The organism is Pseudoduganella dura (genome assembly GCF_009727155.1).
GTDB lineage: Bacteria > Pseudomonadota > Gammaproteobacteria > Burkholderiales > Burkholderiaceae_D > Rugamonas > Rugamonas dura.
The window spans coordinates 6,295,748-6,322,215 of sequence record NZ_WNWM01000002.1 but is presented as its reverse complement, the minus strand read 5'-3'; the positions used below and the strand labels follow the sequence as shown (position 1 = coordinate 6,322,215).

Here is a 26,468-nt window from a genome sequence, read left to right as displayed (position 1 = left end):
GTGTGCTGCGCGCGGGGGCTCGGTGCTGGAATCTCATCATCGGCTCCTGGCGGCGGTTTCTGAAGTGAACTATAACCTGCCGAGTGCGCTTTGTGCGCAGTCCGCCGACATTGGCCTGGGAGCTATTCCTACGCTAGTTTGCATGGCACCGGACTAAGATGAGGTTTGCCGGAACCTCAAGGAGAAAAAGATGTTTTCACTGAATAAGCTCAGCCCGACGATTACCGACATGATCCGCTTCGACCACTCGCACACGCTGGTGACGTTCCACCAGTACACGACGACACAGAAGCCGAAAGTGAAAAAGGCGCTTGCGGAGACGATCTGCACCGCCCTGGAAATCCATGCCACGCTGGAAGAAGAAGTCTTCTACCCGGTGATGCGCGAACTTGAAGGCTCGGACCCGACGATGCTCAAGGCCGAGCCGGAGCACAACGAAATGCGCCGGCTGATCGCGCAACTGCGTGCCACTCCCGCCACCAGCGCGAAACACGACGAGCTGGTACACGAACTGATGCGCGATGTGATGCACCACGTGGCCGACGAGGAAACCGTGCTGTTGCCCGATGCCGAGCGCAAGCTGAGCCGCGACCGCCTCAGCGAACTCGGTGCGGAAATGACACGCCGCCGCCTGCAGCTGGTCACCCCGCAGGCCGGCAAGATCGCCAAGGATACGGTCATCGGCTTTTCGGGCAGCACCGCCGCGGTGGTGCTGGGCGTGGCTGGCGCGGCCTTCGCGGCGCTGAAGCTGCTGCCGCGCAAGCCCGCGACGCAGGCGTAATGCCGTTGCTGTAATTCGTGTTCCTGTAGTTCAAACCCGAACGCCGGAAGCCGGGGGCGGACCCGCCGGGTCCGACCCCGGCTTTCGACTTTCGGCATTCGGGGGTTCAATCCCGGTGCCATCAAAGTGTCGACGCAATCATTTCACGACATGTCCACTCACCTGCGCTCCGGCATCGGCCGGCAGCCGCAGGCTGTCCAGCACGGCCGCCAGCGCGAGGCACCCCATCGCCACCAGCGCCAGACGGAACACCGCCGCATCCGTCGAAGCCCATCCGGCCATTTCGCCGACCTTCAACAACAGCGCGCCGCCCGCGATGCCGAGCCCGGTCGTGACCTGCGCGAGCACGGAGAACAGCGTGGAGGCCCCGCTCATCTGCGGTGCCGGCACATTGGCGAACGCCAGCGTATTAAGCGCGGTGAACTGCATCGAGCGGAACATGCCGCACGCGAACAGCACGGCGCCCATCGCCGCCACCGGTGTTTCCGGGCGCAGCAGCGCGCAGGCGCCGAAACTGGCCGCCAGCAGCGCGCCGTTCCATGCCAGTACCGAACGCAGCCCGAAGCGGCGCATGATCCAGCCCGTGCCGGGCTTCATCGCGAGGTTCCCCGCGAACAGCCACAGCAGCAACATGCCGGCCGTGGTGCCCGACAGGCCGAACGACAGCTGCAGCATCAGCGGCAGCAGGAACGGCGTGCTGCCGATCGCGATGCGCGACAGCGAACCGCCCCGTATCGTGACAGCGAAGGTATCGATGCGCAGCGGCCGCAAGTCCATCAGCGGCGCCGGCGCGCGGCGGAAATGGCGCATGCACCACCACAGCAGCGCGCCGCCGGCCGCGAGCGCCAGCGCGGCCGCCGCCCACTGCCCCTGGCCGGGCAGTTCCACGCCCACCATCAGCAGCGTGCACGCCAGCGCGCTGGCGACGAAGCCCGGCAGGTCGAACGGGCGCGGTTGCGCGCCCGCGGCGGGAATCACGATGAAAGCCGCCGCCAGCAGCAACACCCCGAGCGGCACATTGACGAGGAATATCCAGTGCCAGCCCCAGTGCGCCGTGATGAAGCCGCCCAGCGCCGGCCCGATGATGGGCGCGGCCAGGCCCGGCCAGGTGATGGTGGCGATCGCACGCACCAGTTGCGCTTTCGGCGTGCCGCGCAACACCACGAGCCGCCCGACCGGCACCATCAGCGCGCCGCCCATGCCCTGCAGGATGCGCGCCAGCGTAAACGCGGTGAGCGAACCCGACAGCGCGCACAGCACCGAAGCGAGCGTGAACACGGCGATCGCGGCCGCGAACACGCGGCGCGGCCCGTAGCGGTCCGCCAGCCAGCCGCTGGCCGGGATGAACGCGGCCAGCGACACCAGGTAGGCGGACAGGCCGATCGACAGATGCTCCGGCCGGGTGCCGAAGCTGTGGGCCATCTGGGGCAGCGACGTGGTGATCGCCGTCGCATCCAGGTTTTCCATGAAGAAGGCGGCGGCCACCAGCCAGGGAACGGCGCGGGCGCGCCGCTCGGCGATACGGTCGGACATGCGGGATGCCGGCGGGGGCTGTTGTATGAAAACAGCACTATAGCCGATCGGCCGGCCGTGGCCGCCGGCGCTCGACGTTACGCGCATCCGTCGCCGCCTTGCATCCGCATCCGCATCCGCCGCCGGCACCTTGCCCGAAATCTTCCTTCAGCGCTTGACGATGATGGCCTCCAGGTAGGCGGCCGGGGCGACCAGCGACTGGCCGCCGGAAATGTCGGCCTCGCGCGCCAGCGCCTCCAGGTCGCGCTTCAGCGCGGCCTGCCGGTCCGCGTCGAGCGCGGCGAACGCCTTCAGCACGGGGCCGTAGTAATCGCGGAACACCTGCATCATGTGCTCGGGCGAGCGGTAGCGGAAATTGAAGTCGCGCCGCGTGCAGCGGATCTCGACATCGCCGCCGTCACCCTGGTTCGCATTGTTCCCGAATATTTCGCGCAGGTGCGCCTCGGTTCCCCACAGCGGCGGCCCGGCCACGCCGGCCGGCGGCGGCACGTAGCTGCCCACCGTCCTGAACATCTTGCCGATGAAGCCGTCCGGCGTCCAGCTCGCCACGCCGATGCGACCGCCCCCCCGCGTCACGCGCAGCATCTCGGCCGCGGTGCGACGGTGGTCCGGCGCGAACATCGAGCCGAACGTCGACAGCACGCAGTCGAAGGCGCCGTCGGCGAACGGCAGCGCTTCCGCGTCGGCCACCTGGAACGTCACCTCCAGCCCCTCGGCCGCGGCGCGGGCGCGTCCCTTGTCGAGCAGTGCCGGCACATAGTCGGTCGACGTCACGGCGGCAAAGCGGCGCGCCGCGGCCAGCGTGGCGTTGCCGTTGCCGGCAGCCACGTCGAGCACGCGCTCGCCGGCCCGCACGTCGGCGGCCTCGGCCAGCAGCTCGCCGACGATCTGCAGCGTGGTACCGACGATGGCGAAGTCGCCGCTGGCCCAGGTGGCCTGCTGGCGCGCCTTGATCGCGGCATAGTCCGGCGTGGTCGCTCCGGTCATTTCAGTCATGCTGTTCTCCTTCGGATTGTTCAGGTCATGGATACAGGCAGGCACGCAAATCCCGCCCGGTCGCTTGCCTGGCCATTATTGCCGCCCCGCCGCGCTTGACGCTTGTCCGGCCGTCGTTCATGCTTGACCAAACGTCCGCATCGCGGGAGACGGCCATGCCTGTCGACACGCTGTCCGAGGTATTGCGCACCGTGCGCCTGCGCGGCGCGGTGTTCTACGCCGTCAGCGTGGGGCCCATGTGGGCGGTCGAGGCGCCGCCCTCGGCCGAGATCGCCGCGATGGTCATGCCCGGCGCGGCCCGCGTCATCGAATACCACGTGCTCGTCGAAGGCACCGCCTGGGCCTCGCTGGCCGGGCAGCCGCCGGTACGGCTGGGGCCCGGCGATGTCGTGCTGTTCCCGCAGGGCGATGCGCACGTGATGGCCAGCGCGCCCGGCGTGCCGCCGTTGCCATTCTCGATCGACTGGATGCGCGCCACGCAGGAACTGCCCAAACCGCTGCCGATCGCGCTCGATGGCGCCAGCCTCGCCTGGGGCGACGCCGCGCGCAGGCCGGACGGCTGCAGCAATATCGTCTGCGGCTTCCTCGGTTGCGACCACGGCCCGTTCAATCCACTGCTGGAAGGCTTGCCCCGGCTGCTGCACGTGCCGGCGGACGGCGACGGCGGCTGGTTGTGCCAGCTCATGCTCCAGGCCGCCCGCGGCGCCACCGGCCCGGGCGGCGGCGCGCTGGCCGATCGCATCAGCGAAACGATGTTCATCGACGCGGTGCGCCGCCACGCCAGCCGGTTGCCCGATCATGCCACCGGCTGGCTGGCGGGCCTGCGCGACCGGCAGGTGGGGCGCGCGCTGGCGCTGATCCACGCCGACCCCCGGCACCCGTGGAACGTGGCCGAGCTGGCACGCGCCGCCGCGCTGTCCCGCTCGGCATTCTGCGAGCGCTTCGCCCGCCTGCTGGGCGTCGCCCCGGCGCGCTACCTGGCGCGCTGGCGGATGGAAGTGGCGGCCACGATGCTGCGGCAAAGCCACGCGCCGGTGGCGACGATCGCCTTCGATGTCGGCTACGAGTCGGAGGCGGCATTTACGCGCGCGTTCGCACGGCTGGTCGGCATGCCGCCTTCGCACTGGCGGGCCGCGCCGCTGCATTGACCCGGTACCCGACGGCCCGGCGCGAATTCTGCCCGCGGCCGCCCTTCCGGTCTTCCTTCGATCGCCAACGCACCTGCCGGCCCGCGCAGGCCGACGCACGGCGCACTGCCCGGCGAGTTGCCTGCGATTATACGTTTCGTATATACTTCATATATATCGCATATAAAGGAACAGTCATGACCATCATCGCCGTGGAATGCGGTTCGTGCCGCATCGGTGACACCGCACGCATCCATCATTTCGCCGGCCCGGCAGCGCCAGCGCTGCACAGGGGACGGGCATGACGAAGCAACCCCATGAACTGGCCCTGATGGCCGAATCCGGCCGGCTGCTGGCCTCCGTGTTCGCAATGCTGGACCGCGTTCTCCTTGCCGGCATGTCGACGCTGCAGGTCGATGCGCTGGTCGAGCGGTTCATCGTGCACGACCTGCAGGCCCGGCCGGCCAGCAAAGGCCAGTATGGTTTCGGTTTCGTGCTGAACCCGTCGGTCAACGAGGTGGTCTGCCATGGCGTGCCGTCGCCATCGGTGGTGCTGCGCAACGGCGACATCGTCAACCTCGACATCACGCTGGAAAAGAACGGCTACATCGCTGATTCCAGCAAGACCTACCTGGTCGGCAATGTGGATGCCGCCGCCAGGCGCCTGGTGCAGACCGCCTACGAGGCGATGTGGAAAGGTATCCGGTCCGTGCGCCCCGGGGCCCGGCTCGGCGACATCGGCTGGGCGATCGAACGCCATGCGAGGCGCAACGGCTACTCGGTCGTGCGCGAATATTGCGGCCACGGCATCGGCCGGGAAATGCACGAGGCACCGCAGGTGCGGCACTTCGGCGAACGGGGCACCGGCCTCTTGCTCCGCGAAGGCATGGTGTTCACGATCGAACCCATGCTCAATCGCGGCGGCCGCAGCGTGCGCACCGAGGCCGACGGCTGGACCGTCGTGACGCGGGACGGTTCGCTGTCCGCACAGTTCGAGCATACCGTGGCCGTGACGGCCACGGGTGTCTCGGTGCTGACCTTGCGCGCCGGGGAACCCGCCATGGCGTAAACACCCGGGCGGCGGTGCCGCCACCAGCCGGCCTCCGCCGCCCTTTCCCGGTGTTTCGAATCTGCATCCATTGCGCCCCCGGCCGTTGCCTGATGCTATAGAATCATGCTCTTTGAACACGACCGGCGGGGACCATGACAGCAGAAACAGAGAATGCGGGCGGCCTGAAGCGCGGGCTGAAAAGCCGGCACATCCAGCTGATTGCACTCGGCGGCGCGATCGGAACCGGCCTGTTCCTCGGCATCGCGCAAACAATCCGCATGGCCGGCCCTTCGGTATTGCTCGGCTACGCGGTGGCGGGCGTGATCGCGTTCCTGATCATGCGCCAGCTGGGTGAAATGGTCGTCGACGAACCCGTGGCCGGCTCGTTCAGCTTCTTCGCCGACAAGTACTGCGGGCCGCTGGCCGGCTTCCTGTCGGGCTGGAACTACTGGGTGCTGTACGTGCTGGTCAGCATGGCCGAGCTGTCCGCGGTCGGCATCTACGTGCAGTACTGGTGGCCCTGGATTCCCACCTGGGTGTCGGCGCTGGCGTTCTTCGTGATCATCAACGCGATCAGCCTCACCAACGTGAAGGCATTCGGCGAGATGGAATTCTGGTTCGCCATCATCAAGGTGCTGGCGATCGTGGGCATGATCGCCTTCGGCGTGTGGCTGCTCGCCTCCGGCGGCGCCGGACCGGAAGCCACCGTGGCGAACCTGTGGCAGCACGGCGGGTTCTTCCCGAACGGCGTGGGCGGGCTGGTGATGGCGATCGCCGTCATCATGTTCTCGTTCGGCGGGCTGGAACTGGTGGGCATCACCGCGGCCGAGGCCGACGACCCGGCACGCACGATCCCGAAGGCCACCAACCAGGCCATCTACCGCATCCTGATCTTCTATATCGGCGCTCTGGGCGTGCTGCTGTCGCTGTATCCGTGGCAGAAGGTGGTGGAAGGCGGCTCGCCGTTCGTGCTGATCTTCCACGCGCTCGACGCCGAAGCCGTGGCCCATGCCCTGAACCTGGTCGTGCTGACGGCTGCGCTGTCGGTCTACAACAGCTGCGTGTACTGCAACAGCCGCATGTTGTATGGCCTGGCGCTGCAGGGTAACGCGCCGCGTTCGCTGCTGAAGGTGAACCGCCGCGGCGTGCCGCTGGCGGCGCTGGGCGTGTCGGCCGTGGCCACCGCCGTGTGCGTGAGCGTGAACTACTTCATGCCGGGCGAGGCGTTCGCGCTGCTGATGGGCCTCGTCGTCTCGGCGCTGATCATCAACTGGGGCATGATCAGCTGGATCCACCTGCGCTTCCGCGCCGCCAAGGCGGCGCAAGGCCTGGCCACCAGCTTCCCCAGCCCGCTGGCGCCGCTGGCCAACTGGATTTGCCTCGCGTTCCTGGGCGGCGTGCTGGTCGTGATGTACCTGACGCCGTCGCTGCGGGTGTCGGTATACATGATCCCGCTGTGGCTGCTGGCCTTGTGCGTGGGGTATTGGGGCAAGCGGCGGAAGGCGGCGGCGGTTGCCGCCTGATCGCGAGCAGCTCCTGCGGCCCGTTTTTCGAGCGGGTCGGGTTCGCCTCAGGGCAGAGTGACAGGCTTGGGGGGCAAAAGCCGCCTTTCGTGGGCTACTTCATCAACTTATAACAGAGACGTTACCTTGATTTGTTCAAAATGTGGTGAAGAGCATCCGTTAGAAGAAATGGAATTAACTTTTCGCCGACCTGATGATGTGGCGAAGCTCTCTGCGGAGGAACGGGCTCGTCTAGTTCAAGAAAATAATGATTTGTGTGTCATCGATGGAATGCGTTTTTTCATCCGTGCACTGCTGCCGCTGCCGGTCGAGTCTCGTGATATCCCGTACTGCATTGGGTTATGGGTTGAAGTAACTCAGGCGACGTTTGCGCGAGTCTATGATCTATGGGACTCCGACGAGCAAGTACTTCAGAAACCCTTCGCAGCACAAATCGCTAATGAAATCCCGACGGCTGATGGCTCGCTCGGTCTACGTGCAGAAATGCGTCTAACCGGTCCGACCACCAGGCCAGATGTTATCCTTCAGCCGAGTCAACACCAGCTCTACGTCGAGCAAGCCAACGGAATTGATGAACATCGAGCAGCCGAATTCTCTGCTTTGTTTGCGTAGCCTGTAGGTCCGCTATGGGGCATACATGGACGCCCCAGGTTTGCCAAGCATTCATTCTGTGATTGGTAGAAGGTAAAGATTGCACCCGTACATCTGGACTTTAATGCAGCCTAAGCTGAAGTTGTCCCTGATGGGATTTGCTAGTCGGTGCCCCAATCGGAAGCACGCATTTTTCATGCTCCGCCCCAAACGGGCTTTGCCGACCACGGTCTTACCTGCCTTGCCATCACGTTGTGTTTGCCTGAGCAATCGGTGGTGTCTGCTACCTTAGGTGTTTCTGTTACTTCATCGCTAGCCGATCTGATTACGCGGGAGCGTAGTCAGATCGGAACTCCCGGTCGTGGGCCAGAAGCGCCCATATAATTCGTGCATTCTTGTTCGCTAGAGCGACAGCGACGATGTTCTTGTCGCGACGGGCTAATAAGTTGGTTAGCCATCCAGCAGTAGGCGGCTTGCGCTTGAGGGCGTAAATAACGGCTCTGGCGCCGTGGATCAGCAACGTTCGAAGGTAACGATGACGATGATGGTTTGGATGTCTTTGACTTTAGTCTTCCAGATGACGTCACAGACTATGTGATCAGCGTTCGCTTCGATGATAGTGGCGAAGTTGAAAATATTTCGATGGAAAGTTAGTGTCATGCCACCAGTGTCTGCTACGGAACCATCCCTGATCTTGGGCCTGGCCCGGGCCGAGTCGCACCAAGCGGCTCCTGCAAAACGTGGAGCGAATCAGACGGACTCCATCTCTGCGTGAACACTGCACGCAAGCATGGCGAAGACAAGCCATCCATGACATAGCTATGCCATACTGGAACAATGGAAAAACGTCGAGACAAGCTTACCGCACTCTATATTGACGCCGTTCTCAACGGCGAGCCGGGCTTCGAGCCGTCCCGCTGCCTGCAAGCCCTTCTCGACGTTGGAATCTCGCGGGTCACCGCTGAACGCTTGGTTGCACAAGAGAAAGTGCGGCGCCGACCGCCGGCTGTGCCGCTGCCGCCGGCGGAAGAACGAGCGTAACGTCAAGAACCTGCGCAGCTGGCGTGCCCTGCCAGCGTATGCATATGACTACAGGTTCGAAAGCCGCATCAGGCATTGCAATTCTCGATACACTTACTAATGCAGAACGCATCCGCGATACTCGGCTATTGGCAGCGAGTCGGAAGGTCTGCTTCAGGTCAGGAACCGGCGCGCGAGGGTCGATCGCGGCGAAAACGATCCGGGCAAACATGGAAGATTATAAAACGGCCTGCGAGAACGGAATCGCAGCGATGATCGGGCAGATACGCGCCAGCTCCATGCGGATTTCAGCCCTGGAAAGGTAGCGTGCCGCTGATTTCAGAGCGGACAAGGTGGCAAATTGCCCGTTCCGGACCGCTCCGGATTGAACGGGCACGTTCTGCAACGAATTGGATCATGCGCCGGATAGCAGCCCGGCCAACAGCCGGGTACTTCCGCCATCAGATTGCTGCTTTGCCGGTCATCGACCGCACATGAGACTCCCGCAATCAGGTTGATTCCGCCCGAGGATTTTCACGCCACCATATCGGCGACGGTGCCCCCCGCCAGCACGCTGCGGTTCCGCCCTGCCCGCTTGGCCGCGTACAGTGCCATGTCGGCCGCATGCAGCATCGCCGGCGCCGTGTCGCCGTCCGACGGGATCAATGCGTACAGGCCGACGCTGGCGGTGACGTGCGGCGCCGCCGAGGCCGACGGATGGGGGATGCCCAGCGCGGCGATGCGCCGGCACAGCCAGTCGCCGTAGCGCACCATCGCGTCCGGCGTGGTGTTCGGCAGCAGCACCACGAATTCCTCGCCGCCGTAGCGGGCCGCGAGCTCGCCGGGCCGGCGCGCGCCGTCGCGCAGCGATTCGGCCACTTCCTCCAGGCAGGCGTCGCCGCGCTGGTGGCCGTAGCGGTCGTTGAACAGCTTGAAATCGTCGACATCGATCAGCGCCAGGCCCAGCGGCAGCTGGTGGCGCCGGTGGCGCGCGAACTCGGCGGCGAGCTGCCGGTCGAAGTAGCGGCGGTTGTAGAGGCCGGTCAGCCCATCCTGGTTGGCCAGTTCATCCAGCGCCGCCAACGCCGACTGCAGCCGCAGGTGCGTGCGCACGCGGGCCTGCACCACGGCCGCGTTCAGCGGTTTCGGGATGAAGTCGACGGCGCCCGCGTCGAGGCAGGAGATCTCCGCTTCCGGCGACGACTGCGCCGTCACGAAGATCACCGCGCTGCTGCGCAGGGCCGGGTCCTGGCGGATCCGCTCGTTGACGGCAAAACCGTCCATGCCCTGCATTTCCACGTCCAGCAGGATCAGCTGCGGCCGCTGCAGGCGCGCCAGTTCCAGCCCCGCGGCGCCGCTGGTGGCGAACAGCACGCGGCCCTGGTCGCGGACCATCGTGGACAGCAGGCGGATGGTGTCCGTATTGTCGTCGATGATCAGGATCGTGTTTCCCGGTGCGACCGCTTTCATTGGCACTCCTGTCATTGGTTTTCCTTGATGTTATCAGGCAATATGGCCAGCACGGTGTCGAAATCGAGCGTTGCCATGGCGGCGGCGACGGCCGCTCCCTGCGCCGCATCCAGCCGCGCGGCCAGCGATGCGCGCAACGTTTCATAGACGGTGGCCGCGTCGAGGTCGCGCTCGCGCAGCAGGCCGATCCAGCGGCGCAGGTCTTCCGGTCGTGCCGCCGGCACCGCCGGCCGCCCCTGGCCGGCCAGCCAGCCGCGCGCGGCGGCGGTCGTCGCGTCCAGTTCGCGTTCGGCAGTGTCGAACAGCCGGGCCGCGTCGTCTTGCCGCATTTCGCGCAGCGCCGCTTCCAGCTCGATGGTCACGCCGGCGAAGGTACGCGCGCCGAGGCTGCCCACGGCGCCACGCAGCGCGTGCAGCAGGCGGGCGGCGGCAACGGCGTCGCCGCCCATCCAGGCATCGTGCGCGCGCGCCAGTTCGGCCGGCGCCTCGCTGGCCATGCGCGCGACCAGGGTGACCAGCCCCTGCAGCTGGGCCGGATCGCGCGCCGACAGCGCGGCCAGGCGGGCCACGTCGAAGCGCTGCGCAGGCGGCGGCTCGGGTTGCGCGGCGGGCCGGGCCCCGCGCAGGCTGTCCTGCATTCGCACCATCATCTGCTCCACGTCGATCGGCTTCGGAATGAAGTCGTTCATGCCGGCGGCCAGGCACTGGTCCCGCTCGGCGGCGGTCACGCCGGCGCTCATCGCCAGGATCGGCAGTTGCAGGCCGAGCCGGGTGCGCAGGATGCGCGTGGCCGTGTAGCCGTCCATCACCGGCATCTGCACATCCATCAGCACGATGTCGAAGTCGCAGCGGTTGGCGCCGCGCTGCGCCGTCATCAGGTCCACCGCCTGCTGCCCATCATTGACCGTCGTCACGATGGCGCCGATGGGCTCGAGTATACCCCGCGCCACCAGCTGGTTGAGCGCATTGTCCTCGACCAGCAGCACGCGCACCCCGGCCAATTCGGCGACCGGCAGCGGCGCCGGCGGCAGCGTGGCCGGCAGTGCCCGCGGCGCGGCCGCGGCGACCCCGGCCAGCGCCGTGCGCAACGCCCGGGCGGTCACCGGCCGCACCAGTGGCGTCGCATCCGGCACGGGCGCGGCCGGAACGGGCCCGCCGGTGAGCTGCATGAACGTCACCGCATGGCCCGGCCAGCGTGCCGCCAGCGTGCGGCGCAGCTGCGCCACGGCGGCCGCATCGCCGTCGACCAGCACGGCGTCGACCGGCTGATCGGCCGCCGCCAGCGCCTGCGCGGCGGAATCGGCCCAGCCGGCCGTCCAGCCCAGTGTTTCCACGGCGTGCGCCAGGCTGGCGCGGCTGGCCCGCTGCGGCTCCACGATCAGCAGGCGCAGCGGCGCCGCGGCGAAGCCATTCCCAGCCTCGACGGCGGCGCCCGCCGCAGGAAGCGGTGCGCACGTCAGCGGCAGCGTCACCGAAAACTCGCTGCCTTCGCCCGGCACGCTGGCCATCACGATGTTGCCGCCCATCAGCTCCGTCAACTGGCGGGCGATCGTCAGGCCCAGCCCGGTGCCGCCGAAGCGGCGCGAGATTCCCGCGTCGGCCTGTTCGAACGGCGTGAACAGGCGCGCCTGCTGTTCCGGATTGATGCCGATGCCGGTATCGCGCACGGTAAAGCGCAACGTGACGGTATTGCCGTGCTTGGCCACCCGCGCGATGGCGAACACCACCTGGCCGCACGCCGTGAACTTCAGCGCGTTGCCGATCAGGTTGAGCAACACCTGCTGCAGCCGCGTCACATCGCCGATGAAGGCCCGCGGCAGGCCGGGCTCCACGTCCACCACCAGTTCGAGCGGCTTGCCGCTGGCGCGCATCGCGGTGGCCGCCGCCTCGACGATCTCGCCCAGTTCGAATGGCAGCGCGGCGATATCGACACGGCCGGCCTCGATCTTGGAAAAGTCCAGCACGTCGTCGATGATGCCGACCAGCGTCTTGCCGCAGGAACGGATCATGCCGACGTATTCCTGCTGCTGCGCCGCCAGGCCGGAATTTTCCAGCAGGTGCGTCAGCCCCAGCACCGCGTTCATCGGCGTGCGGATCTCATGGCTCACGTTGGCCACGAATTCGCTTTTGGCCCGGCTCGCGGCCTGGGCCAGCCGTTCGTTGCGCGCCTGGGCCAGTTCGGCCATCTTGCGGTCGGTGATATCCATCGCCAGCACGTGGAAGCCCTGCACCGCGCCATCCGCGCCGAAGCTCGGGATGTAGTCGGCCATGAAGTAGCGTGGCCAGCCCGGCACGTCGAACTCGGTCTCGAAATGCACCGTCTGGCCGGCCAGCACGGCATCGAGGTGCTCGCGGAAGCTGTCGTACATGGTCGGCGTCACCACGTCGCCCAGGCGCTTGCCGATGATGCGCGCCGGATCGGCGCCGAGCAGCGTTTCGAAGCGGCGATTGGCGAACCGGTACACCTCGTCGCGGTCGAGGTAGGCGATGAGTGCCGTGCTGTTGTCGGTGACGGCGCGCAGGAAGGTTTCGCTGTCGGCCAGCTCGCGTTCGATGCGGCGCCGTTCCGAGATGTCGTTGAGGAAGGCGCCGAACGAGCGGGTGCCGTCGACATCGATCAGCCCGATCGTCATTTCCACCGGGATCTCGCTGCCGTCGCGGCGCAGCGCCATCAGCTCGATCCGGCGTCCCAGCACGCGCGCCTCGCCGCCCGCCAGGAAACGCTCCAGGCCGGCCCGGTGCGCGGCGCGCAGCCGCTCCGGCACCACCATGTCGTGCAGGAGGCGGCCCATGGCCTCGTCGCGCGACCAGCCGAACAGCTGCTCGGCGCGCGGGTTCCAGTCCGTGATGCAACCGGCGCTGGACATGCCGATGAACGCGTCGTGCGCCGTTTCCAGGATCGCCCGGATGCGCGCCTCGTTGCGCCGCACCGTGTCGAGCGACTGCGCCACGTCGCGCGTGCGCTGGGCCACCCGTTCTTCCAGCTCGGCGTTCACCTCGGTCAGCTGGCGTTCCTTGTCCTTCAGGCGGGACAGGCTGCTGTTGACGGCGCCCGTCAGGGCCGCCAGTTCCTCGAAACTGCCGCGCGGCACCCTGATCGAATGGCCGGCACCGGCCTCGATCGCGGCGGCCAGCGCGGCGGCCTTCTGCAGCGGCCGCGTGATGCGGCGCGACACGCGCCAGCCCACCAGCGAGAACGCCAGCGCCACCGCCAGCCCCAGCAGCAACGCCCGCACCTGCAGCGTGCGCACTTGCGCGTAGGCGGTGTGGGTATCCTGCCGGGTCAGCACGATCCAGCCCAGCCCCGGATAGCCGCCATGGCCCTGCGTGGTGGCGCCGCCCACCAGGTAGTCGCGGCCATCGGCCCACCGCTCTTCCACGTAGCGGTGCCTGACACTGCGCACCATCGCCAGCACCGCCGGCGGCACCATCTTGCCGGTCAGGTCCGCGGGCCCGGCCAGCACCTTGCCGTCGCGGCCCACGATCAGCGTTTCCGCATCGCTGGCACCGGCGGCATCGAGTTGCAGCCGCATCTGTTCGGCCCAGCGCCAGTTCAGGTGCGCCGCCAGCACGCCCCGGGCGCGCCCGTCCGCGCCGAGCACGGGAAACGCCACGTCGACGAAGCGCGGCACGGCGCCTTCCTCGCGCGGCAGCAACCTGGCCAGCAGCTTCGCGTCGTGCACATCGTGCACGTGCCGGCCGGACAGCGCGCCGCCGAACCACGGCCGGGCGGCCACGTCGGCGCCCTCCAGCAGGCCCCCGGTGGCCGCCACGACCTTGCCGTCCATGTCGGCCAGGCCGATCCATGCGTACAGTGGATAGCTCCCCTGCAGGTGCTCGACGATGTCGCGCCGGGCGGCCGCCGGCAGGCCGGGCGCGGCAAAGTCGCCGCGCGAGGCCAGCAACTGCACTTCGCGGTAGCGTTCGTACATCGTGCCGTCGAGCTGCTGCGCGGCATAGCTTGCCCGGGCCGCCAGGCCGGCGCCGACCGAGCCCTTCAGTTCAACGGCCGCGAGATGGCCGAGCACCACCACCAGCACGGCGGTCGACAGCAGCACGGACAGCGCCAGCCACAGCGACAGCCAGCTGCCCAGGCGGCGGCGCAGAAAGAGCCGCGTGAGAATGGAGGGGCAAACGCTCCCGGGAAGACCGGACATCGAATTTTCCTGAATGGGTGGTGGATCCGGGCAGAGGACTCGATCGAGATGCTCGGCGCCGGCTCAGGAACCGGGGGCGGGGGTTCGCGGAAGACGGACGGCGGGCCATGGGGGGCTCGCGGCTCGCTCCAGTGTACCGCAGGACCGGCCGCAGCCGATATCGGTAGCGGCGGATAATGCACAGGATGTTGCCTTGATGCATCAGTTGGACGAGTATGGCCTGTGCGGGCAGACCGGACGCTTGCCGGGTCAGGCCGCGCGCAGGCTCGCGCCGGGCACGTCGTTTTGCGAAAACGCCACGCGGAACTTGCCGCGGCGGTCGCCCATCAGGATGCGCAGGTTGCCGATCGAGATGTCGGACACTTCATGCATGCGGATCAGCAGCGAGGCGCCGATCGCCAGGCGGAAGTGGCGGATCTTGCTGATCACGGGCGGCGCCACGTCCAGCATGCGGGCCAGCGCCGCATCGTTCTTCAGGTGCAGCCGGTCGACCAGGTGGTCCAGCAGGCGGTTCGGATCGTAGTCGAGCAGGGCATCGTCATTGGCGGTTGCGTTCGCGCCGATGCCGGCATTGTTGGTAAAAGTCGTCATGACGTTCTCCAGAGGGTTGCAGGTCACAGCCCGGATCGGGCCTGTCGGCCGGTACGAATGCGAAGGCGGGTGCGTCGGATTCGGTACCGGTGGTGGTGAGATGCGCCAGGAGCGGCGTCCCCGCGGAGGTGCGGAAGGGAACTCGGCCCGCGCGACAGGAATTTGAGGTCGGCGAACGATTACCATATTGCACTAAAAATTCTTTAAATGCAATCGGCAAGCCGTATGTAGTTTTTCCGCTATAGTTATCCGGCGTGCCCTCCTCCCTCCGCCGCGCCACGGCCACCGGCGGCGCGTTACGGTGGACGCAGGACAGGTACAGGAACAAGACGGGAGGTCCCGATGGGCCCAGAGGAATTCGAACGGCGCTACCGGACGGCTGAGCATTTCGGGGACCCAAGCGGCCCCGACAGTGACGATTAATTCATGAGCCAGCTTGACTTGCGGTTAGCAACGGTGGATGCTGTCCGAGTGACGACTGGGAGCATGAATGACATCCGACAGACTCGACGACAAGGCCGGCAACAGACTCGATGACGCACGCGGCGGCGGGCGCACCGGCGGCAGCGACGACCGGCGCAGCGACCCTGCCCTGGCAGCCGTGGTCGACGAGGCCATCCGTTTCGACGCCGAACGCGGCGCGGCGCTGGCATGGGCATATCTCGCCCGGCATGGCGTGCCGCCGGAAACGATCCTGCGCGTGCTGGCGGCCCCCGCCGCCGGCCAGGTGCCGCGCCGCGCGCCGCGCGCTGGGGCGGAAGGCGCCGCGTTCCGTCGCTGAAGCCGATTGCGGGCGCCTCGCCGCGCGCCGGCGCGCGCAGCATTCACTGCGCAGCCGCTACAATGCGGTATGTCCGCGCCGTTTCCATCCGATCCCCCTCTGCCTGCCAACGAGGTTGGCCGCATTGCCGCGCTGCACTCGCTGCGGTTGCTCGATTCGGCGCCGGAGCCCGAATTCGACCGGATAACCCGGCTGGCGAGCCGGTTGCTGGGGGTGCCGGTTACGCTGTTTTCACTGGTGGACCGCGACCGCCAGTGGTTCAAGTCGCGGGTGGGTACCGCGGTCGAGGAAACCCCGCGCAATATTTCGTTCTGCACCCATGCGATCCTGGGGCGCGAGCCGCTGGTCGTCCACGATGCGCTGCGCGACCCCCGTTTCGCCGACAGTCCGCTCGTCGCGGGCGAGCTCGGACTGCGTTTCTATGCAGGGGTGCCGATCCATACGCGCGACGGCCACCCGATCGGCACGCTATGCGCGATGGACACGCAACCGCGCGAACTGGCGCCCGAGGACGTGTCGGCCCTGAAGGACCTGGCCGCCATCGTGGCCGACGAGGTGCAGCGGCGCGAGCAGCTCGAAACCAACCGGCACCTGACGGCCGCAATCGCCCGCCAGCAACAGGCCGAAGCCGCGCTGCGGGCGCGCGAAGCTGAACTGTCGAGCATTCTCGAATATGCGAACGATGCCTACATCGGCATCGACCAGGGCGGCCGCGTCACCGCCTGGAACCGCCAGGCCGAACGCACATTCCAGTGGACCGCCGCCGAAGCGACCGGCCGCATCCTGGAAGACCTGATCATCCCCGCCGGCATGCACACCCGGCACGAGCATGGCCTGGCGCGCTACCGCGCCACCCGCCAGGCCGAGGTGCTAGGCAAGCGGCTGGAACTGCCGGCCGTGCGCAAGGATGGCAGTACGCTGACGGTCGAGATCCGCATCCACGCCAACGAGGTCGACGGCCAGCTGACCTTCTCGGCCTTCCTGCACGACATTTCGGCGCGCAAGGAAGCCGAGGCCCGGCGCGACCACGATATTCGCCACGATCCGCTGACCGGACTGCTGAACCGCCGCGCGCTCGAAGAATTGCTGCCGCAGGCGCAGGCGCGCTCGCGGCGGCACGGCATCGGCTTTGCCGTGCTGTTCATTGATCTGGATGGATTCAAGGCAATCAACGACCGGCTGGGTCACGATGCCGGCGACGAGGTGCTGCAGGAAGTGGCGCGGCGCCTGCGCGACGCGGTGCGGCAGAACGACAGCGTGATCCGGCTGGCCGGCGACGAATTCATTGTCGTGCTGGAGGGCCAGCCTTACACGACGGCAAAGGCGCGCACCGTGGCCGCCAAGCTGATCGCCGCGGTGTCGCAGCCCGTGGCAACGGCCCGGCAGGCGGTGCAGGTCGGCGCCAGCATCGGCATCGCGCTGCATGGCGCGGGGGAATTGACGGCGCCGGCCGACCTGCTGCGCGAGGCCGATCGCCAGATGTACCTCGCCAAGGGAGCCGGCCGGGGAAGTATCCGACCGACGACCGAAGACTGAGCGCACCTGCTTTCAGGAGTGCAGCGAAGTCCGCCCCGTTCGTCTGATACCTCGGTCTGCTACCGCGGCCTGGTGTGCGACACTGTTTTCCTGGCGATTTTTCCGGAAAACAGTGTCAGGCACCGGTTTTCGCGTGCACTGAACGAGCAATCAGGTAAATAAGTAAGTCAATCAATCAGTAGGACAGCCAGCAAATCAGTGGCTCGCCTGCATCGCCCCGTTCGCGGTCATGCGGGCGGCGAAATAGCAGGCCCCGGCGCAGCGTTCCAGCATTTCGCGGTCCAGGACCACCACCATGCCGCGGCGGCACTGGATCATGCCTTCGGCGGCCAGCTTGCCGGCGGCGGCCGTGATGCTTTCGCGGCGCACGCCCAACAGGTTGGCGATCAGTTCCTGGGTGACCTTCAGTTCGTTCGATGGCGAGCGGTCGAGGCGCTCGAGCAGCCAGCGGCACAACTTCTGCTCGATGCTGCTGTGACGGCTGCTGACCACGTTCTGGGCCAGCTGGGCGAACAGGCAGCTCGTGTAGCGCATCAGTTGCTGGGCCAGCATGCCGCCTTCGGCGAACAGTGCGCGCAGCGCGTCGGTGCGCATGCGGTAGCCGTAGCCGGCGCCCTGCACCACCGCCGTGTTGCTGGCGCGCTCGCCCTTGTACATCGTGATGCCGGCCACGCCTTCGCGGCCGACGACGGCAATTTCGGTGGTCACGCCATCTTCGTTCACATATTGCAGCGAAACGATCGCCGTGGTGGGGAAATAGGTGTAATCGATCTTTTCGCCGAAGTCATACAGGTGTTTGTTGACAGGCATCGCCACCAGCTCCAGGTCGGGGATCAGGCGCTCCAGTTCGTGCAAGGGCAGCGCACGCAGCAGCTCGTTCTGCTGCAGGCCCGTCACGCTGATGCCCTGCGGCGCGAGCTTGCCGCGCGGCGCCTTCGGGAGCGTCATCATCGAGACTGGCAGGGAGGTGGTGTCGGTAGCGGTAGTCTTAAACATTGTCGTGTCCTCGGCGTTGTTCTGTGTCGTTGTCATTTCCTCCACTTTATGGTTGAGCCAAGGTTTTGAGAGTCGGACTACTGTAGGACGCAATGTAGTACTGGGACAGTAGCCTCTGTAATCTCTGTCCTACGTGAAGTGGCGCACATTCAAGCGGGACCGGATGCCCGAAAATACGTCTCAAGGCAATCGCGCCAATGTCTGTGCCAATCAACGACGATGAAAGTACCCATGAACAGCATCTTCAAAGTTTCCTACGCCCTGCAACGCCAGCAACGCGCGGTCGAACGCACGCTCTATGCGCGCTCGGCCGAGGAAAGCATGCTGGCTTCGAAGTGGGTCGACGCCTGGCACCGCCTGGTGCAGGCGCGGCTGGACAAGATGGCGGAAACCAGCCGCTATGTTGACAGCCGCGGCCGCCTGCTGCACTGATCCGTCGCCGCCCCCTCCCCCGATTTCCTCCGCTATCCCCCTTCCTTCATCACCGGGGCACCAGCCCCGGTGACAACCTGGCTGGCAGTCAGTTAACACATTTTCACGCTTCTTCTGCTGTGCTAGTATGCGGCGGCGAGTCCGTATGGGCTTGCTTGTATACAAAGCACAGACCGCTGCGGGCCTACCCGGCAACGCGCGGCGCCGGAGACAATCCCAACACACCTTGGAGAAGCAGTGAGCATTTTCAGAACCAAAAACCTTGACGACATGGTTGCGGCCAGCCGGAAACCCGGCGGCCTGAAGAAAGTACTGGGCCCCTTCGACCTCGTCCTGATGGGTATCGGCGCCATCGTCGGCACCGGCATCTTCGTCCTCACCGGCACCGGTGCGCTGACCGCCGGCCCCGCGCTCACCCTTTCCTTCATTATCGCGGCGATGGCCTGCGGCTTTGCCGCGCTGTGCTATGCCGAATTCGCCTCCACCGTACCGGTTGCCGGCTCGATCTATACCTACAGCTATGCCACGCTGGGCGAACTGGTTGCCTGGATGATCGGCTGGGACCTGATGCTGGAATACGGCCTGGCCGCATCCGCCGTGGCGGTCGGCTGGTCCGGCTATTTCCAGTCGCTGCTGGCCGGCTTCGGCCTGCACCTGCCCACCGCGCTGACGGGCGCGCCCGGTGCGGTCCCGGGCGTGGCCACGTGGTTCAACCTGCCGGCGTTTGCCATCATGATGGTGCTGACCGTCATGCTGTCGTGGGGCATCCGCGAATCGGCGCGGATGAACAACATCATGGTCGCCATCAAGGTCGCCGTCGTGCTGCTGTTCATCGTGGTCGGCGCGGGGCACGTGAAGCCGGCCAACTGGCAACCATTCATGCCGTTCGGGCATACCGGCGTGCTGTCCGCCGCTGCCCTGGTGTTCTTTGCCTTCATCGGCTTCGATGCCGTGACGTCGGCCGCCGAGGAAGTCAAGCGGCCCGAACGCGACCTGCCGATCGGCATTATCGGCTCGCTGGCCGTCTGCACGATCCTGTACGTGATCGTCTCGGGCATCATGACCGGCATCGTGCCGTTCAAGAACTTCGAAGGCGTCGACCATCCGGTCTCGCTGGCGCTGAAATACGCGGGCGAGAACTGGGTTGCCGGCTTTGTCGACCTGGGTGCGATCCTGGGCATGACCACCGTGATCCTGGTGATGTCCTATGGTCAGACGCGCATCATCTTTGCCATGTCGCGCGACGGCCTGCTGCCGAAGCGCCTGTCGTCGCTGCACCCGCAACACGGCACGCCGTATTTCGCCACGTGGATGGTCGGCATCGTGTTCGGCCTGCTGGCGGCGCTGGTGCCGCTGAACGTACTGGCCGAACTGATCAACATCGGCACGCTGGCCGCGTTCTCGCTGGTATCGATCGCCGTCATCGTGCTGCGCAAGAAGCGCCCCGATCTCCACCGCGCCTTCCGCTGCCCCGGCGTGCCGGTCGTGCCTCTGCTGGCCGTGGCGTTCTGCCTCACGCTGATGGCTTACCTGTCGTGGCACACCTGGCTGGCGTTCGGCATCTGGCTGCTGATCGGCCTGGTCATCTACTTCGGCTATGCGCGCCAGCGTTCGCTGCTGAACCAGGGCCATTGATACGGCGATGACGCGGCCGTGAGGGAACGGCAGGATCAATAAGGGGCGCCGCGGCGCCCCTTGCTGTTTTTCGCGTCAGAACGCCATCCGCACGCCCACGTTGACCCGGCGCCCGACGTCTTCCAGCGTCAGGAACTGGCTTTCATTGTTGGCGTATTCATGCATCCTCTGGTTGGAGAGATTGATTGCATCGGCATACACCGCGATCGTCGGCGTCAGGTTGTAGCGCAGGCTGGCATCGGTCTGGCCATAGGCGGCGCGGTTGCGCGGCTGGGTACTGCCGCCGCCGCAGTCGACCGAGAAGTGGTTGCGCCAGTTGTAGCTGACTCGTGCCTGGAAGTTGCCGTTCTCGAAGAATACCGAGCCGTTGTACGACTGCTTCGACAGGCCGGGGTAGCCGCACACCAGCGCGGCGGTATCGCCTTCGCGCTCGGCCGACGCATCCACGTAGGTATAGTTGGCCGCCACGCCGAAGCCGCGCAGCCATGGCATGGCTTCGTCGAACGCATACTGGCCGGCCAGCTCGGCGCCCTTGATCTTGCCCGTCTGCCCATTGCGCACGCGGCTGTCATGCACGACCTCGTCGTACTGCGGAATGCGCATGTCCACCAGCCGCGTTTCCAGGAAGTCGGAGACCTTCTTGTAGAACACCGCCGCGCTGACGTAGTTCGTCTTCGACAGGTACCATTCATACGACAGGTCGAGATTCTTCGACTGCATCGGGTTCAGGTAAGGGTTGCCGCCGCCGGTCTGCACGTCGCCATAGCGGCCGCCGTACCAGTTGTCCACCCCCATCTGGCTCAGCGTCGGCCGCGTTTCCGTTTTCGACGCGGCCAGGCGCAGCAGCATGTCCTTCGTCACGTCGAACTTCAGGTTGGCCGACGGCAGGAAGCTGTTGTAGCTGTTGTCCACGGTGATCGTCTTGTACGGGCCCCAGTTCAGGATATAGGTCGTGTCGTTCGGGCTCTTCACCGCGGACAGCAGTTCGCGGCTGGTGCCGGTCGCACCGGATTTCACGTGCACCACGCGCACCCCGGCGTTGACCGACCAGCGCTCGCCTTCCCAGCGCGTGTCGAGGAAGATGCTGGCCACCTTTTCCTTCACGCCGCGCATCGACGGCTTGGTATAGTCGATCGCCATCGGGCCGTTCGGAAACTTCGTCAGGTCCGAATACAGGGCCGGGTCATTGCTCTGTCCCAGCAGCGAAGGCTGGTTCAGGTAAGCCATGTATTGCTGCGGATCGAAGCGCAGGAACGCTTTCGGTACCTGGCCACCGCTGCCGAAGAAATCGTCCATCGGCGTCACCGTGAACAGCGACGCCGGCAGCGCCACGTGGTAGCCGCTGAAGGCATTCCAGGAATCGCTGCCGACCTGGGTGCGCTCCACGTTGCGCTGCGAGTAGGCCACGCCCGTGTCGATGCCCTTGAACGGCCCGTTGTCGCGGTTCCATGACAGGCTCAGCCGCCCCTCGTGCAGCTTGTCGGAATTGGTGATCTCGTTGTTCGACACGGCATGGGCCCGCACCGCGTTCGGATCGGCGATGTTTTCGCCGAAGGTCACCGTCGGCGCGCTGCCGAAGGTGAGCAAGTCGCCCTTCCTCGGCACCATGCCGGCCACGACCCACATGTCGGGGAAGTCGGACGTCGAGCGCGACGTCGACACATCGCCTTCGAGTTTCCAGTCCGGCGCCAGCTGCCATTTCGAGTTCAGGCCGAACGCCTTCGTTTCCGACAGGCGATCGCCGCCCTTGACGATCATGTCGTTCGAATTGGCCTCGCTCGCCAGGGCCGGATTGTTCGCGTAGAAATCCGCGCCCGGGCGCTGGAATGCGGTCACCTGGTCGTTCGCGTCATACTGCACACCTACCTGGACGGGGTTGTTCCAGTCGCTGATCGCGATCACCTTGTTGCGCTGGTCGAGCCGCGAGTACAGCGCATCGGCCGTCAATTTCCAGGCCGGCGACGGGTTGTATTGCACGGTGAGATTGCCGACCACCCGCTTGCGCGTCTCGTCCTCGACCTGGAAGCCGAAACTCTGCGGCATGTACAGTTTCCTGGTCGTGACATCGGCCGCCGTCAGGCCGGTGGAATTGAGGTCGCCGTTGATCATGGCGACATCGCGGTAATTCCAGCTGTCGGTCACGGCCTTGTTCTGCTTCGAGGCGCGGTCGGTGTACGACAGCGAGCCGGTCACGCCGAACGTGCGCGCTTCGTTGGCGAACGAATACATGCCCGTGAGGCCGGGCGTGTGCTGCTTCGAATTGTCGTCGTAGGAATGCGAGAGACTGATCACCGACGAATGGCCGGTCTTGCCGGACAGCGGTCGCGCCGTCTGGATATCTACCGTCGAACCGATGCCCCCCTCCGGCAGGAACGCCTGCGAAGTCTTGTAGACCAGCACCTTGGAAATCAGGTCGGAGGACAGCAGGTCGAACGAGAACTCGCGGCCGCCGGTATCGCTGGTCAGCGTGCGGCCGTTGACCAGCACGTTATTGAATTCGGGGCCCAGGCCGCGCACGGAAATATAACGGCCTTCGCCGTTGTTGCGCTGGATCTGCACGCCGGTCACGCGCTGCAGCGATTCGGCGATATTGGTGTCCGGGAATTTGCCGGCGTCCTCGGCTGAAACCGCGTCGACCACGCCGTCCTGCAGGCGCTTGGTCGTCAGCGACGAGGACAGCGACGCGCGGATGCCGCTGACCACTACGCGGGCCGGGCTGTCGCCGCTGGCGGTTTCGCCGTCGGGCGCCGGCGTGCTTTGCGCGAATACCGCGGTGGGAATCAGGATATCGGCGATCAGCGCGGCCAGGACGGTCCTGCGCAAGGCATGTTTATGCATTGTAATTGGTCTCCATTTTTTAAGTTATCGACGTGCCGCGTTCCGCATGACTTTGCAGGGAACGATTCGTTACTCGCGGTAATTTGCGCCCACGTCCGGAATGAAACGGGGGCGAACAACCGGGTCCGCCGCCTCCTTATGGCAACGTTACCATTGTCGATACTACACGGCGCCATCGGACGCTTAACTATAACTTTTATACAAAATGGTATTCTTTTTGGCGATAGCTGCCGGCAGGCGTGAAACGGCAGGAATCCGGCCCCGGCATGCCGCTGCCGGCCCTCAATTCTGTATCAAAAATACAACGCCGCGAGTAATTGCCTGAGGGTGATCAGGAAGCGCCGGGGTGCAACAGGCGAAACAAGCGCAGTGTGGCCCGGTCGCTGGAGTCGGTGCGCCAGGCGGCAGTGGCCCGTGTGATGCAGGGGTGCCGGCCGGCCATTGGCCGGCGGCGCGCTGGCGGCGCGGTCACGCGCCCCAGTAAGTGTCCCACTCGGCGCGCGGCAGCGACAGGCGCCGGAAAGTGCGTTCGGCCACGGGCAACTCCTTGCACTTGCGCCCGCCCGGCTGCGCCTTGCCGTCGTCGGACAGCACATGCAGCGTGCCCCGCGCATCGAAGAACAGCGATTCGGGATGCAGGCCCGCCAGCGCCGGCACCGTCATCCGCACCGGGGCATCGCCCACCCGGCCCGACCAGCGGTAAAGCGCGTAGTTGTCGCCCGCCCCCGGCGCCCCGGCCGCGATGTAGTAGGCGTCGCCATACCATTCGATCGCGCGGATACCGTGGCCTTGCAGGTCCAGCAGCACCGGTGCGCCCAGCACGGCACGCGCGCCGCCGCCGGCAAGGAGCGGCGCCGGATCGGCCAGCGGCACGAGCAGCGCCCAGCCGTGCGGAACCGGATTGCGGAAGCCGATCAGCAGGCCGCCGCCGGGCGTGGCGGCAAGGCCCTCGATGCACAGGCCGCCGGGATCCTTCGGCGCCTTGCGCGCCGCCTTGTCCAGTTCGAGATGTTCCAGCGGCGGGTGCGCCAGCATGTCGTCCAGCAGCCGGCGGTAGGGGGCGCCGAGCGGCGCGCCGTGCGGATCGGTGGCGAACAGCTGACGGCGCGTGGCGCTCGGGCGGCCCTTTTTGTCGCAGCCATGCGACGCGATCCACCAGATTCGCCCGCCCAGTTCGGCGGCGCCCTCGATATCGGCCTCGCCGCCGTCCGGCGTGTCCAGGAAAGCGGTCAGGTCGAGCTCGCGAACCGGCGCGCCGGTATCGTAGCGGTAGACGTGCAGCACGTTCGATTCGTCGTCGGCGGCGATGAATTCGTCGTCACCCAGCGGTACGGCGGCGGATGCGTCGCAGATGCGGAAATGCGTATGATGCGTGAATTGCGCGGGCTGTGCCATAGTCGGTTCCTCAATGCAGATTCCCGTTCGAGTGCCGGACGGGGAAGCCGGTTCCACGGGAGTGGCACCGGCCGGCCCGCACAGTATGCCCGCACTCGATGGCAAAAAGACAGCGCCCGCGAACTTCCCGGCCGGTTGCCGGCCGGATTACGACCCGGACGACGTCCCTGGAGACGCCGCTTCCGTGCCGTCGGGCTTGAAGTGCGTCGGGCTGATGCGGAACTTCCTGCGGCGGTCGCCCATCAGGTAACGCAGGTCGCGGATCGACAGTTCGCTGACCTCGTGCATGCGGATCAGCAGCGAGGCACCGACCGGCAGCTTCAGGTGCCGGATCTTGCTGATCACGGGCGGCGCCACCTCGAGCGCGCGCGCCAGGGCCGCATCGTTCTTCAGCTGCATGATGTCGAGCAGGCCGTCGAGCAGGCGGTTCGGGTTGTAGGTCATGGCCTCCTCGTCGGACATGACATGGGACAGCACTTGCGGGGAATCGGGTTTCATCGGGGGCTCCAGAACGGGGCGGCGGCACGCACCACGCGGCACGCCATCGTCGCGGTCGCGACGGGCTAGGGTCAACGGTTTGCTCGGGGGCTGGGAACAGCTGCCATAGTGCAGTATTTTATGCCGTGGGGCAATATTTTCAAGACATGGCTGTGGCGTGGATGATAATTTCGCATGCGCGCTGCGTGAACTGGCGCACGGTAGTGCTGAGCCCGGCCGCATACGATGAAGCCATCACGTCACATCACGCAACGATCATTACCCAAGGAGAGACAAGATGTACAAAGTCCGCCGCGCCTATTCCCGCACCGATATCGAAACCGAACTGATCATCAACCGTGCATTGCTGTTGCAGAAGTCGACCGGGCTGAAGGATGCGCACCTGTTCCTGACCCGCAAGCGTGTCAAGCCGGCGCTGATCAAGCGCGTGCTGGCCATGCCGGGCGAGCGACGCGACTTTTGACGAACCCTTGGCCCGCCGCGATGGGGGCCGCTTTGGCGCGCGTTGGCGTTACAAGGGCGCCGGCTGGGGCGACGCGGTGGGCCCGTCCGTGACGGGCCTGCCGTCTTCCCAGCGCAGCCGGTCGATGCACATGCGCCGCCCCGCGCGGTCCGGCCCCCAGGCGTGGTACACGATCCATGTCTCGTCGCCGCCGGGCGAGGCCACGAAGGAATTGTGTCCCGGGCCGATCAGGCGCTCCGGCAAGGTGCTCATCAGCAGGGCCCGCCCGCCCTCCTCCGGCCGCCGGTAAGGGCCGAGCGGATGATCCGCCACCACCCAGCTGACCCCGTAGTTGTCCTTTTCCCACGCGCCGCCGCTGTAGAAGCAGTAATACCTCCCATCATGCTTCAGCACCGCCGCGCCTTCCACCGTGTGCCAGTCGTAGACATTGCCGTACATCGTGCGCCCGTTCAGGAACAGGTGCCAGTCCTCGTGCGGCCGGTGCACCATGCGCGGCTTGCCTTCCAGCGTGCGCATGTCGAGCATGCGGTCCACGACGATGCCGGTGCCCACGCGGTGGTCGTCTTCCAGTTCGAGGAAATCCACGCAGTAGAACAGGTACCACTGGCCGTCGTCGTCGCAGAACGGGTGGGCATCGATCGAGAACGGCTGGTCCGGCACAAGGACGGAACCGGCGCCGGCATCGACGAACGGCCCGGCCGGATCCGCGCTGGTGGCCACGCGCAGCTGGTGATCGCGCCCGTCGATGCCTTGCGCCGAGTAATACATGTAGAACGTGCCGTCGCGATACGCCACTTCCGGCGCCCAGAAATCCGTGCCGCCCGGCGGCACCAGCGCATGGCCGAGCGATTGCCAGTGCACCAGGTCCAACGAGCGCAGCACGGGGAACGCGCGGCCGTCGGCATTGCCCGCCGCCGTGCCGTACGCGTAATAGAAGCCCTGGTGGCGTAGCACGAACGGGTCGGCGAACGTGTGCGGATACACCGGGTTCACATAATGCGAGCCGGACTGCGGGGCCTGCGGGGAAATCGGCTGCTCGGACATGGGTCTTCCT

The 26,468-nt window shown here is 66.3% G+C and carries 21 protein-coding genes and 1 pseudogene; 11 read left to right on the top strand and 11 right to left on the bottom strand.

The genetic code is table 11. The features are described from left to right. Positions 1–190: 190 nt before the first annotated feature. A complete protein-coding gene (locus tag GJV26_RS27350; RefSeq protein WP_155711742.1) occupies positions 191–781 on the top strand; it encodes a hemerythrin domain-containing protein in 591 nt (196 codons plus the stop codon). A gap of 138 nt (positions 782–919) precedes the next feature. Here the strand turns inward: GJV26_RS27350 and GJV26_RS27345 are convergent, their stop codons facing one another. Then, positions 920–2,314 carry an MFS transporter gene (locus tag GJV26_RS27345; protein ID WP_155711741.1) on the bottom strand — a complete coding sequence of 465 codons (1,395 nt, stop codon included), beginning with the start codon at positions 2,312–2,314 and terminating at the stop codon, positions 920–922. Positions 2,315–2,461: 147 nt separating this feature from the next. Further along, positions 2,462–3,310 (bottom strand): class I SAM-dependent methyltransferase, encoded by an 849-nt coding sequence (locus GJV26_RS27340; RefSeq protein ID WP_155711740.1) that lies wholly within the window; start codon positions 3,308–3,310, stop codon positions 2,462–2,464. 155 nt (positions 3,311–3,465) lie between these two features. Between GJV26_RS27340 and GJV26_RS27335 the strand changes: the two genes are divergently transcribed. The 4 genes from GJV26_RS27335 to GJV26_RS27320 all read left to right on the top strand — a co-directional run bounded on the left by GJV26_RS27335 (position 3,466) and on the right by GJV26_RS27320 (position 7,623). After that, positions 3,466–4,458: an AraC family transcriptional regulator gene (locus GJV26_RS27335; protein ID WP_155711739.1), complete on the top strand. Its 993-nt coding sequence runs from the start codon at positions 3,466–3,468 to the stop codon at positions 4,456–4,458. A 280-nt stretch (positions 4,459–4,738) separates the two neighbouring features. Continuing rightward, positions 4,739–5,506, top strand: coding sequence for a type I methionyl aminopeptidase (gene map, locus GJV26_RS27330; RefSeq protein WP_155711738.1), 768 nt, complete (start codon positions 4,739–4,741; stop codon positions 5,504–5,506). Positions 5,507–5,640: 134 nt separating this feature from the next. Next, on the top strand, positions 5,641–7,011 hold the full coding sequence (locus tag GJV26_RS27325; protein WP_155711737.1) for an amino acid permease: 1,371 nt from the start codon (positions 5,641–5,643) through the stop codon (positions 7,009–7,011). A 57-nt stretch (positions 7,012–7,068) separates the two neighbouring features. Then, a complete protein-coding gene (locus GJV26_RS27320; protein WP_371866532.1) occupies positions 7,069–7,623 on the top strand; it encodes a DUF2199 domain-containing protein in 555 nt (184 codons plus the stop codon). A 304-nt stretch (positions 7,624–7,927) separates the two neighbouring features. Here the strand turns inward: GJV26_RS27320 and GJV26_RS30390 are convergent. Further along, positions 7,928–8,134 (bottom strand): annotated as a pseudogene (locus GJV26_RS30390) (IS110 family transposase); the annotation flags it as partial. A gap of 305 nt (positions 8,135–8,439) precedes the next feature. Between GJV26_RS30390 and GJV26_RS27310 the strand changes: the two are divergent. Further along, positions 8,440–8,643 (top strand): hypothetical protein, encoded by a 204-nt coding sequence (locus GJV26_RS27310; protein ID WP_155711734.1) that lies wholly within the window; start codon positions 8,440–8,442, stop codon positions 8,641–8,643. Positions 8,644–9,156: 513 nt separating this feature from the next. On the opposite strand, the gene GJV26_RS27305 is transcribed toward GJV26_RS27310, so the two are convergent. From GJV26_RS27305 to GJV26_RS27295, 3 genes are all read right to left on the bottom strand, one after another. Next, complete coding sequence (locus GJV26_RS27305) at positions 9,157–10,092, bottom strand: GGDEF domain-containing response regulator (protein WP_155711733.1); 936 nt, start codon at positions 10,090–10,092, stop codon at positions 9,157–9,159. Between the two features lie 11 nt (positions 10,093–10,103). Then, complete coding sequence (locus GJV26_RS27300; RefSeq protein WP_155711732.1) at positions 10,104–14,249, bottom strand: PAS domain S-box protein; 4,146 nt, start codon at positions 14,247–14,249, stop codon at positions 10,104–10,106. 249 nt (positions 14,250–14,498) lie between these two features. After that, the gene (locus GJV26_RS27295) at positions 14,499–14,840 is read right to left on the bottom strand and encodes a hypothetical protein (RefSeq protein ID WP_155711731.1); all 342 of its coding nucleotides are present in this window, start codon (positions 14,838–14,840) and stop codon (positions 14,499–14,501) included. A 490-nt stretch (positions 14,841–15,330) separates the two neighbouring features. Here GJV26_RS27295 and GJV26_RS27290 point away from each other — a divergent pair, with 490 nt between their 5' ends. Together GJV26_RS27290 and GJV26_RS27285 are read left to right on the top strand one after the other, a co-directional pair. After that, complete coding sequence (locus GJV26_RS27290) at positions 15,331–15,621, top strand: hypothetical protein (RefSeq protein WP_155711730.1); 291 nt, start codon at positions 15,331–15,333, stop codon at positions 15,619–15,621. 69 nt (positions 15,622–15,690) lie between these two features. Further along, on the top strand, positions 15,691–17,157 hold the full coding sequence (locus GJV26_RS27285; RefSeq protein ID WP_155711729.1) for a diguanylate cyclase domain-containing protein: 1,467 nt from the start codon (positions 15,691–15,693) through the stop codon (positions 17,155–17,157). A gap of 195 nt (positions 17,158–17,352) precedes the next feature. On the opposite strand, the gene GJV26_RS27280 is transcribed toward GJV26_RS27285, so the two are convergent. After that, entirely contained in the window at positions 17,353–18,108 is a 756-nt protein-coding gene (locus GJV26_RS27280) for a Crp/Fnr family transcriptional regulator (protein ID WP_155712765.1), read from the bottom strand. A gap of 276 nt (positions 18,109–18,384) precedes the next feature. Between GJV26_RS27280 and GJV26_RS27275 the strand changes: the two genes are divergently transcribed. Together GJV26_RS27275 and bcaP are read left to right on the top strand one after the other, a co-directional pair. Next, positions 18,385–18,585 carry a hypothetical protein gene (locus GJV26_RS27275; protein ID WP_229419470.1) on the top strand — a complete coding sequence of 67 codons (201 nt, stop codon included), beginning with the start codon at positions 18,385–18,387 and terminating at the stop codon, positions 18,583–18,585. Positions 18,586–18,822: 237 nt separating this feature from the next. After that, complete coding sequence (bcaP, locus tag GJV26_RS27270; RefSeq protein ID WP_276530021.1) at positions 18,823–20,220, top strand: branched-chain amino acid transporter BcaP; 1,398 nt, start codon at positions 18,823–18,825, stop codon at positions 20,218–20,220. A gap of 75 nt (positions 20,221–20,295) precedes the next feature. On the opposite strand, the gene GJV26_RS27265 is transcribed toward bcaP, so the two are convergent. From GJV26_RS27265 to GJV26_RS27255, 3 genes are all read right to left on the bottom strand, one after another. Next, positions 20,296–23,058 (bottom strand): TonB-dependent receptor, encoded by a 2,763-nt coding sequence (locus tag GJV26_RS27265; protein WP_155711727.1) that lies wholly within the window; start codon positions 23,056–23,058, stop codon positions 20,296–20,298. A gap of 468 nt (positions 23,059–23,526) precedes the next feature. Next, positions 23,527–24,453, bottom strand: a complete 927-nt coding sequence (locus GJV26_RS27260) for a DUF3616 domain-containing protein (protein ID WP_155711726.1) — start codon at positions 24,451–24,453, stop codon at positions 23,527–23,529. Between the two features lie 147 nt (positions 24,454–24,600). Then, complete coding sequence (locus GJV26_RS27255) at positions 24,601–24,951, bottom strand: hypothetical protein (RefSeq protein WP_229419469.1); 351 nt, start codon at positions 24,949–24,951, stop codon at positions 24,601–24,603. A 277-nt stretch (positions 24,952–25,228) separates the two neighbouring features. On the opposite strand from GJV26_RS27255, the gene GJV26_RS27250 reads away from it, so the two are divergent. Further along, complete coding sequence (locus GJV26_RS27250; RefSeq protein ID WP_155711725.1) at positions 25,229–25,414, top strand: hypothetical protein; 186 nt, start codon at positions 25,229–25,231, stop codon at positions 25,412–25,414. A 48-nt stretch (positions 25,415–25,462) separates the two neighbouring features. Here the strand turns inward: GJV26_RS27250 and GJV26_RS27245 are convergent, their stop codons facing one another. Then, the gene (locus GJV26_RS27245) at positions 25,463–26,458 is read right to left on the bottom strand and encodes a glycoside hydrolase family 43 protein (RefSeq protein WP_155711724.1); all 996 of its coding nucleotides are present in this window, start codon (positions 26,456–26,458) and stop codon (positions 25,463–25,465) included. Positions 26,459–26,468 lie beyond the last annotated feature (10 nt).

Bases quoted from the DNA above. Each gene is read 5' to 3' on its own strand.
- GJV26_RS27265 (WP_155711727.1), bottom strand. From the start codon at position 23,058: ATGCATAAACATGCCTTGCGCAGGACCGTCCTGGCCGCGCTGATCGCC.
- GJV26_RS27255 (WP_229419469.1), bottom strand. From the start codon at position 24,951: ATGAAACCCGATTCCCCGCAAGTGCTGTCCCATGTCATGTCCGACGAG.
- GJV26_RS27260 (WP_155711726.1), bottom strand. From the start codon at position 24,453: ATGGCACAGCCCGCGCAATTCACGCATCATACGCATTTCCGCATCTGC.
- GJV26_RS27350 (WP_155711742.1), top strand. From the start codon at position 191: ATGTTTTCACTGAATAAGCTCAGCCCGACGATTACCGACATGATCCGC.
- map (WP_155711738.1), top strand. From the start codon at position 4,739: ATGACGAAGCAACCCCATGAACTGGCCCTGATGGCCGAATCCGGCCGG.
- GJV26_RS27280 (WP_155712765.1), bottom strand. From the start codon at position 18,108: ATGATGACGCTCCCGAAGGCGCCGCGCGGCAAGCTCGCGCCGCAGGGC.
- GJV26_RS27295 (WP_155711731.1), bottom strand. From the start codon at position 14,840: ATGACGACTTTTACCAACAATGCCGGCATCGGCGCGAACGCAACCGCC.
- GJV26_RS27345 (WP_155711741.1), bottom strand. From the start codon at position 2,314: ATGTCCGACCGTATCGCCGAGCGGCGCGCCCGCGCCGTTCCCTGGCTG.
- GJV26_RS27335 (WP_155711739.1), top strand. From the start codon at position 3,466: ATGCCTGTCGACACGCTGTCCGAGGTATTGCGCACCGTGCGCCTGCGC.
- GJV26_RS27275 (WP_229419470.1), top strand. From the start codon at position 18,385: ATGAACAGCATCTTCAAAGTTTCCTACGCCCTGCAACGCCAGCAACGC.
- GJV26_RS27300 (WP_155711732.1), bottom strand. From the start codon at position 14,249: ATGTCCGGTCTTCCCGGGAGCGTTTGCCCCTCCATTCTCACGCGGCTC.
- GJV26_RS27250 (WP_155711725.1), top strand. From the start codon at position 25,229: ATGTACAAAGTCCGCCGCGCCTATTCCCGCACCGATATCGAAACCGAA.
- GJV26_RS27305 (WP_155711733.1), bottom strand. From the start codon at position 10,092: ATGAAAGCGGTCGCACCGGGAAACACGATCCTGATCATCGACGACAAT.
- GJV26_RS27290 (WP_155711730.1), top strand. From the start codon at position 15,331: ATGACATCCGACAGACTCGACGACAAGGCCGGCAACAGACTCGATGAC.
- GJV26_RS27310 (WP_155711734.1), top strand. From the start codon at position 8,440: ATGGAAAAACGTCGAGACAAGCTTACCGCACTCTATATTGACGCCGTT.
- GJV26_RS27325 (WP_155711737.1), top strand. From the start codon at position 5,641: ATGACAGCAGAAACAGAGAATGCGGGCGGCCTGAAGCGCGGGCTGAAA.
- GJV26_RS27340 (WP_155711740.1), bottom strand. From the start codon at position 3,310: ATGACTGAAATGACCGGAGCGACCACGCCGGACTATGCCGCGATCAAG.
- GJV26_RS27285 (WP_155711729.1), top strand. From the start codon at position 15,691: ATGTCCGCGCCGTTTCCATCCGATCCCCCTCTGCCTGCCAACGAGGTT.
- GJV26_RS27245 (WP_155711724.1), bottom strand. From the start codon at position 26,458: ATGTCCGAGCAGCCGATTTCCCCGCAGGCCCCGCAGTCCGGCTCGCAT.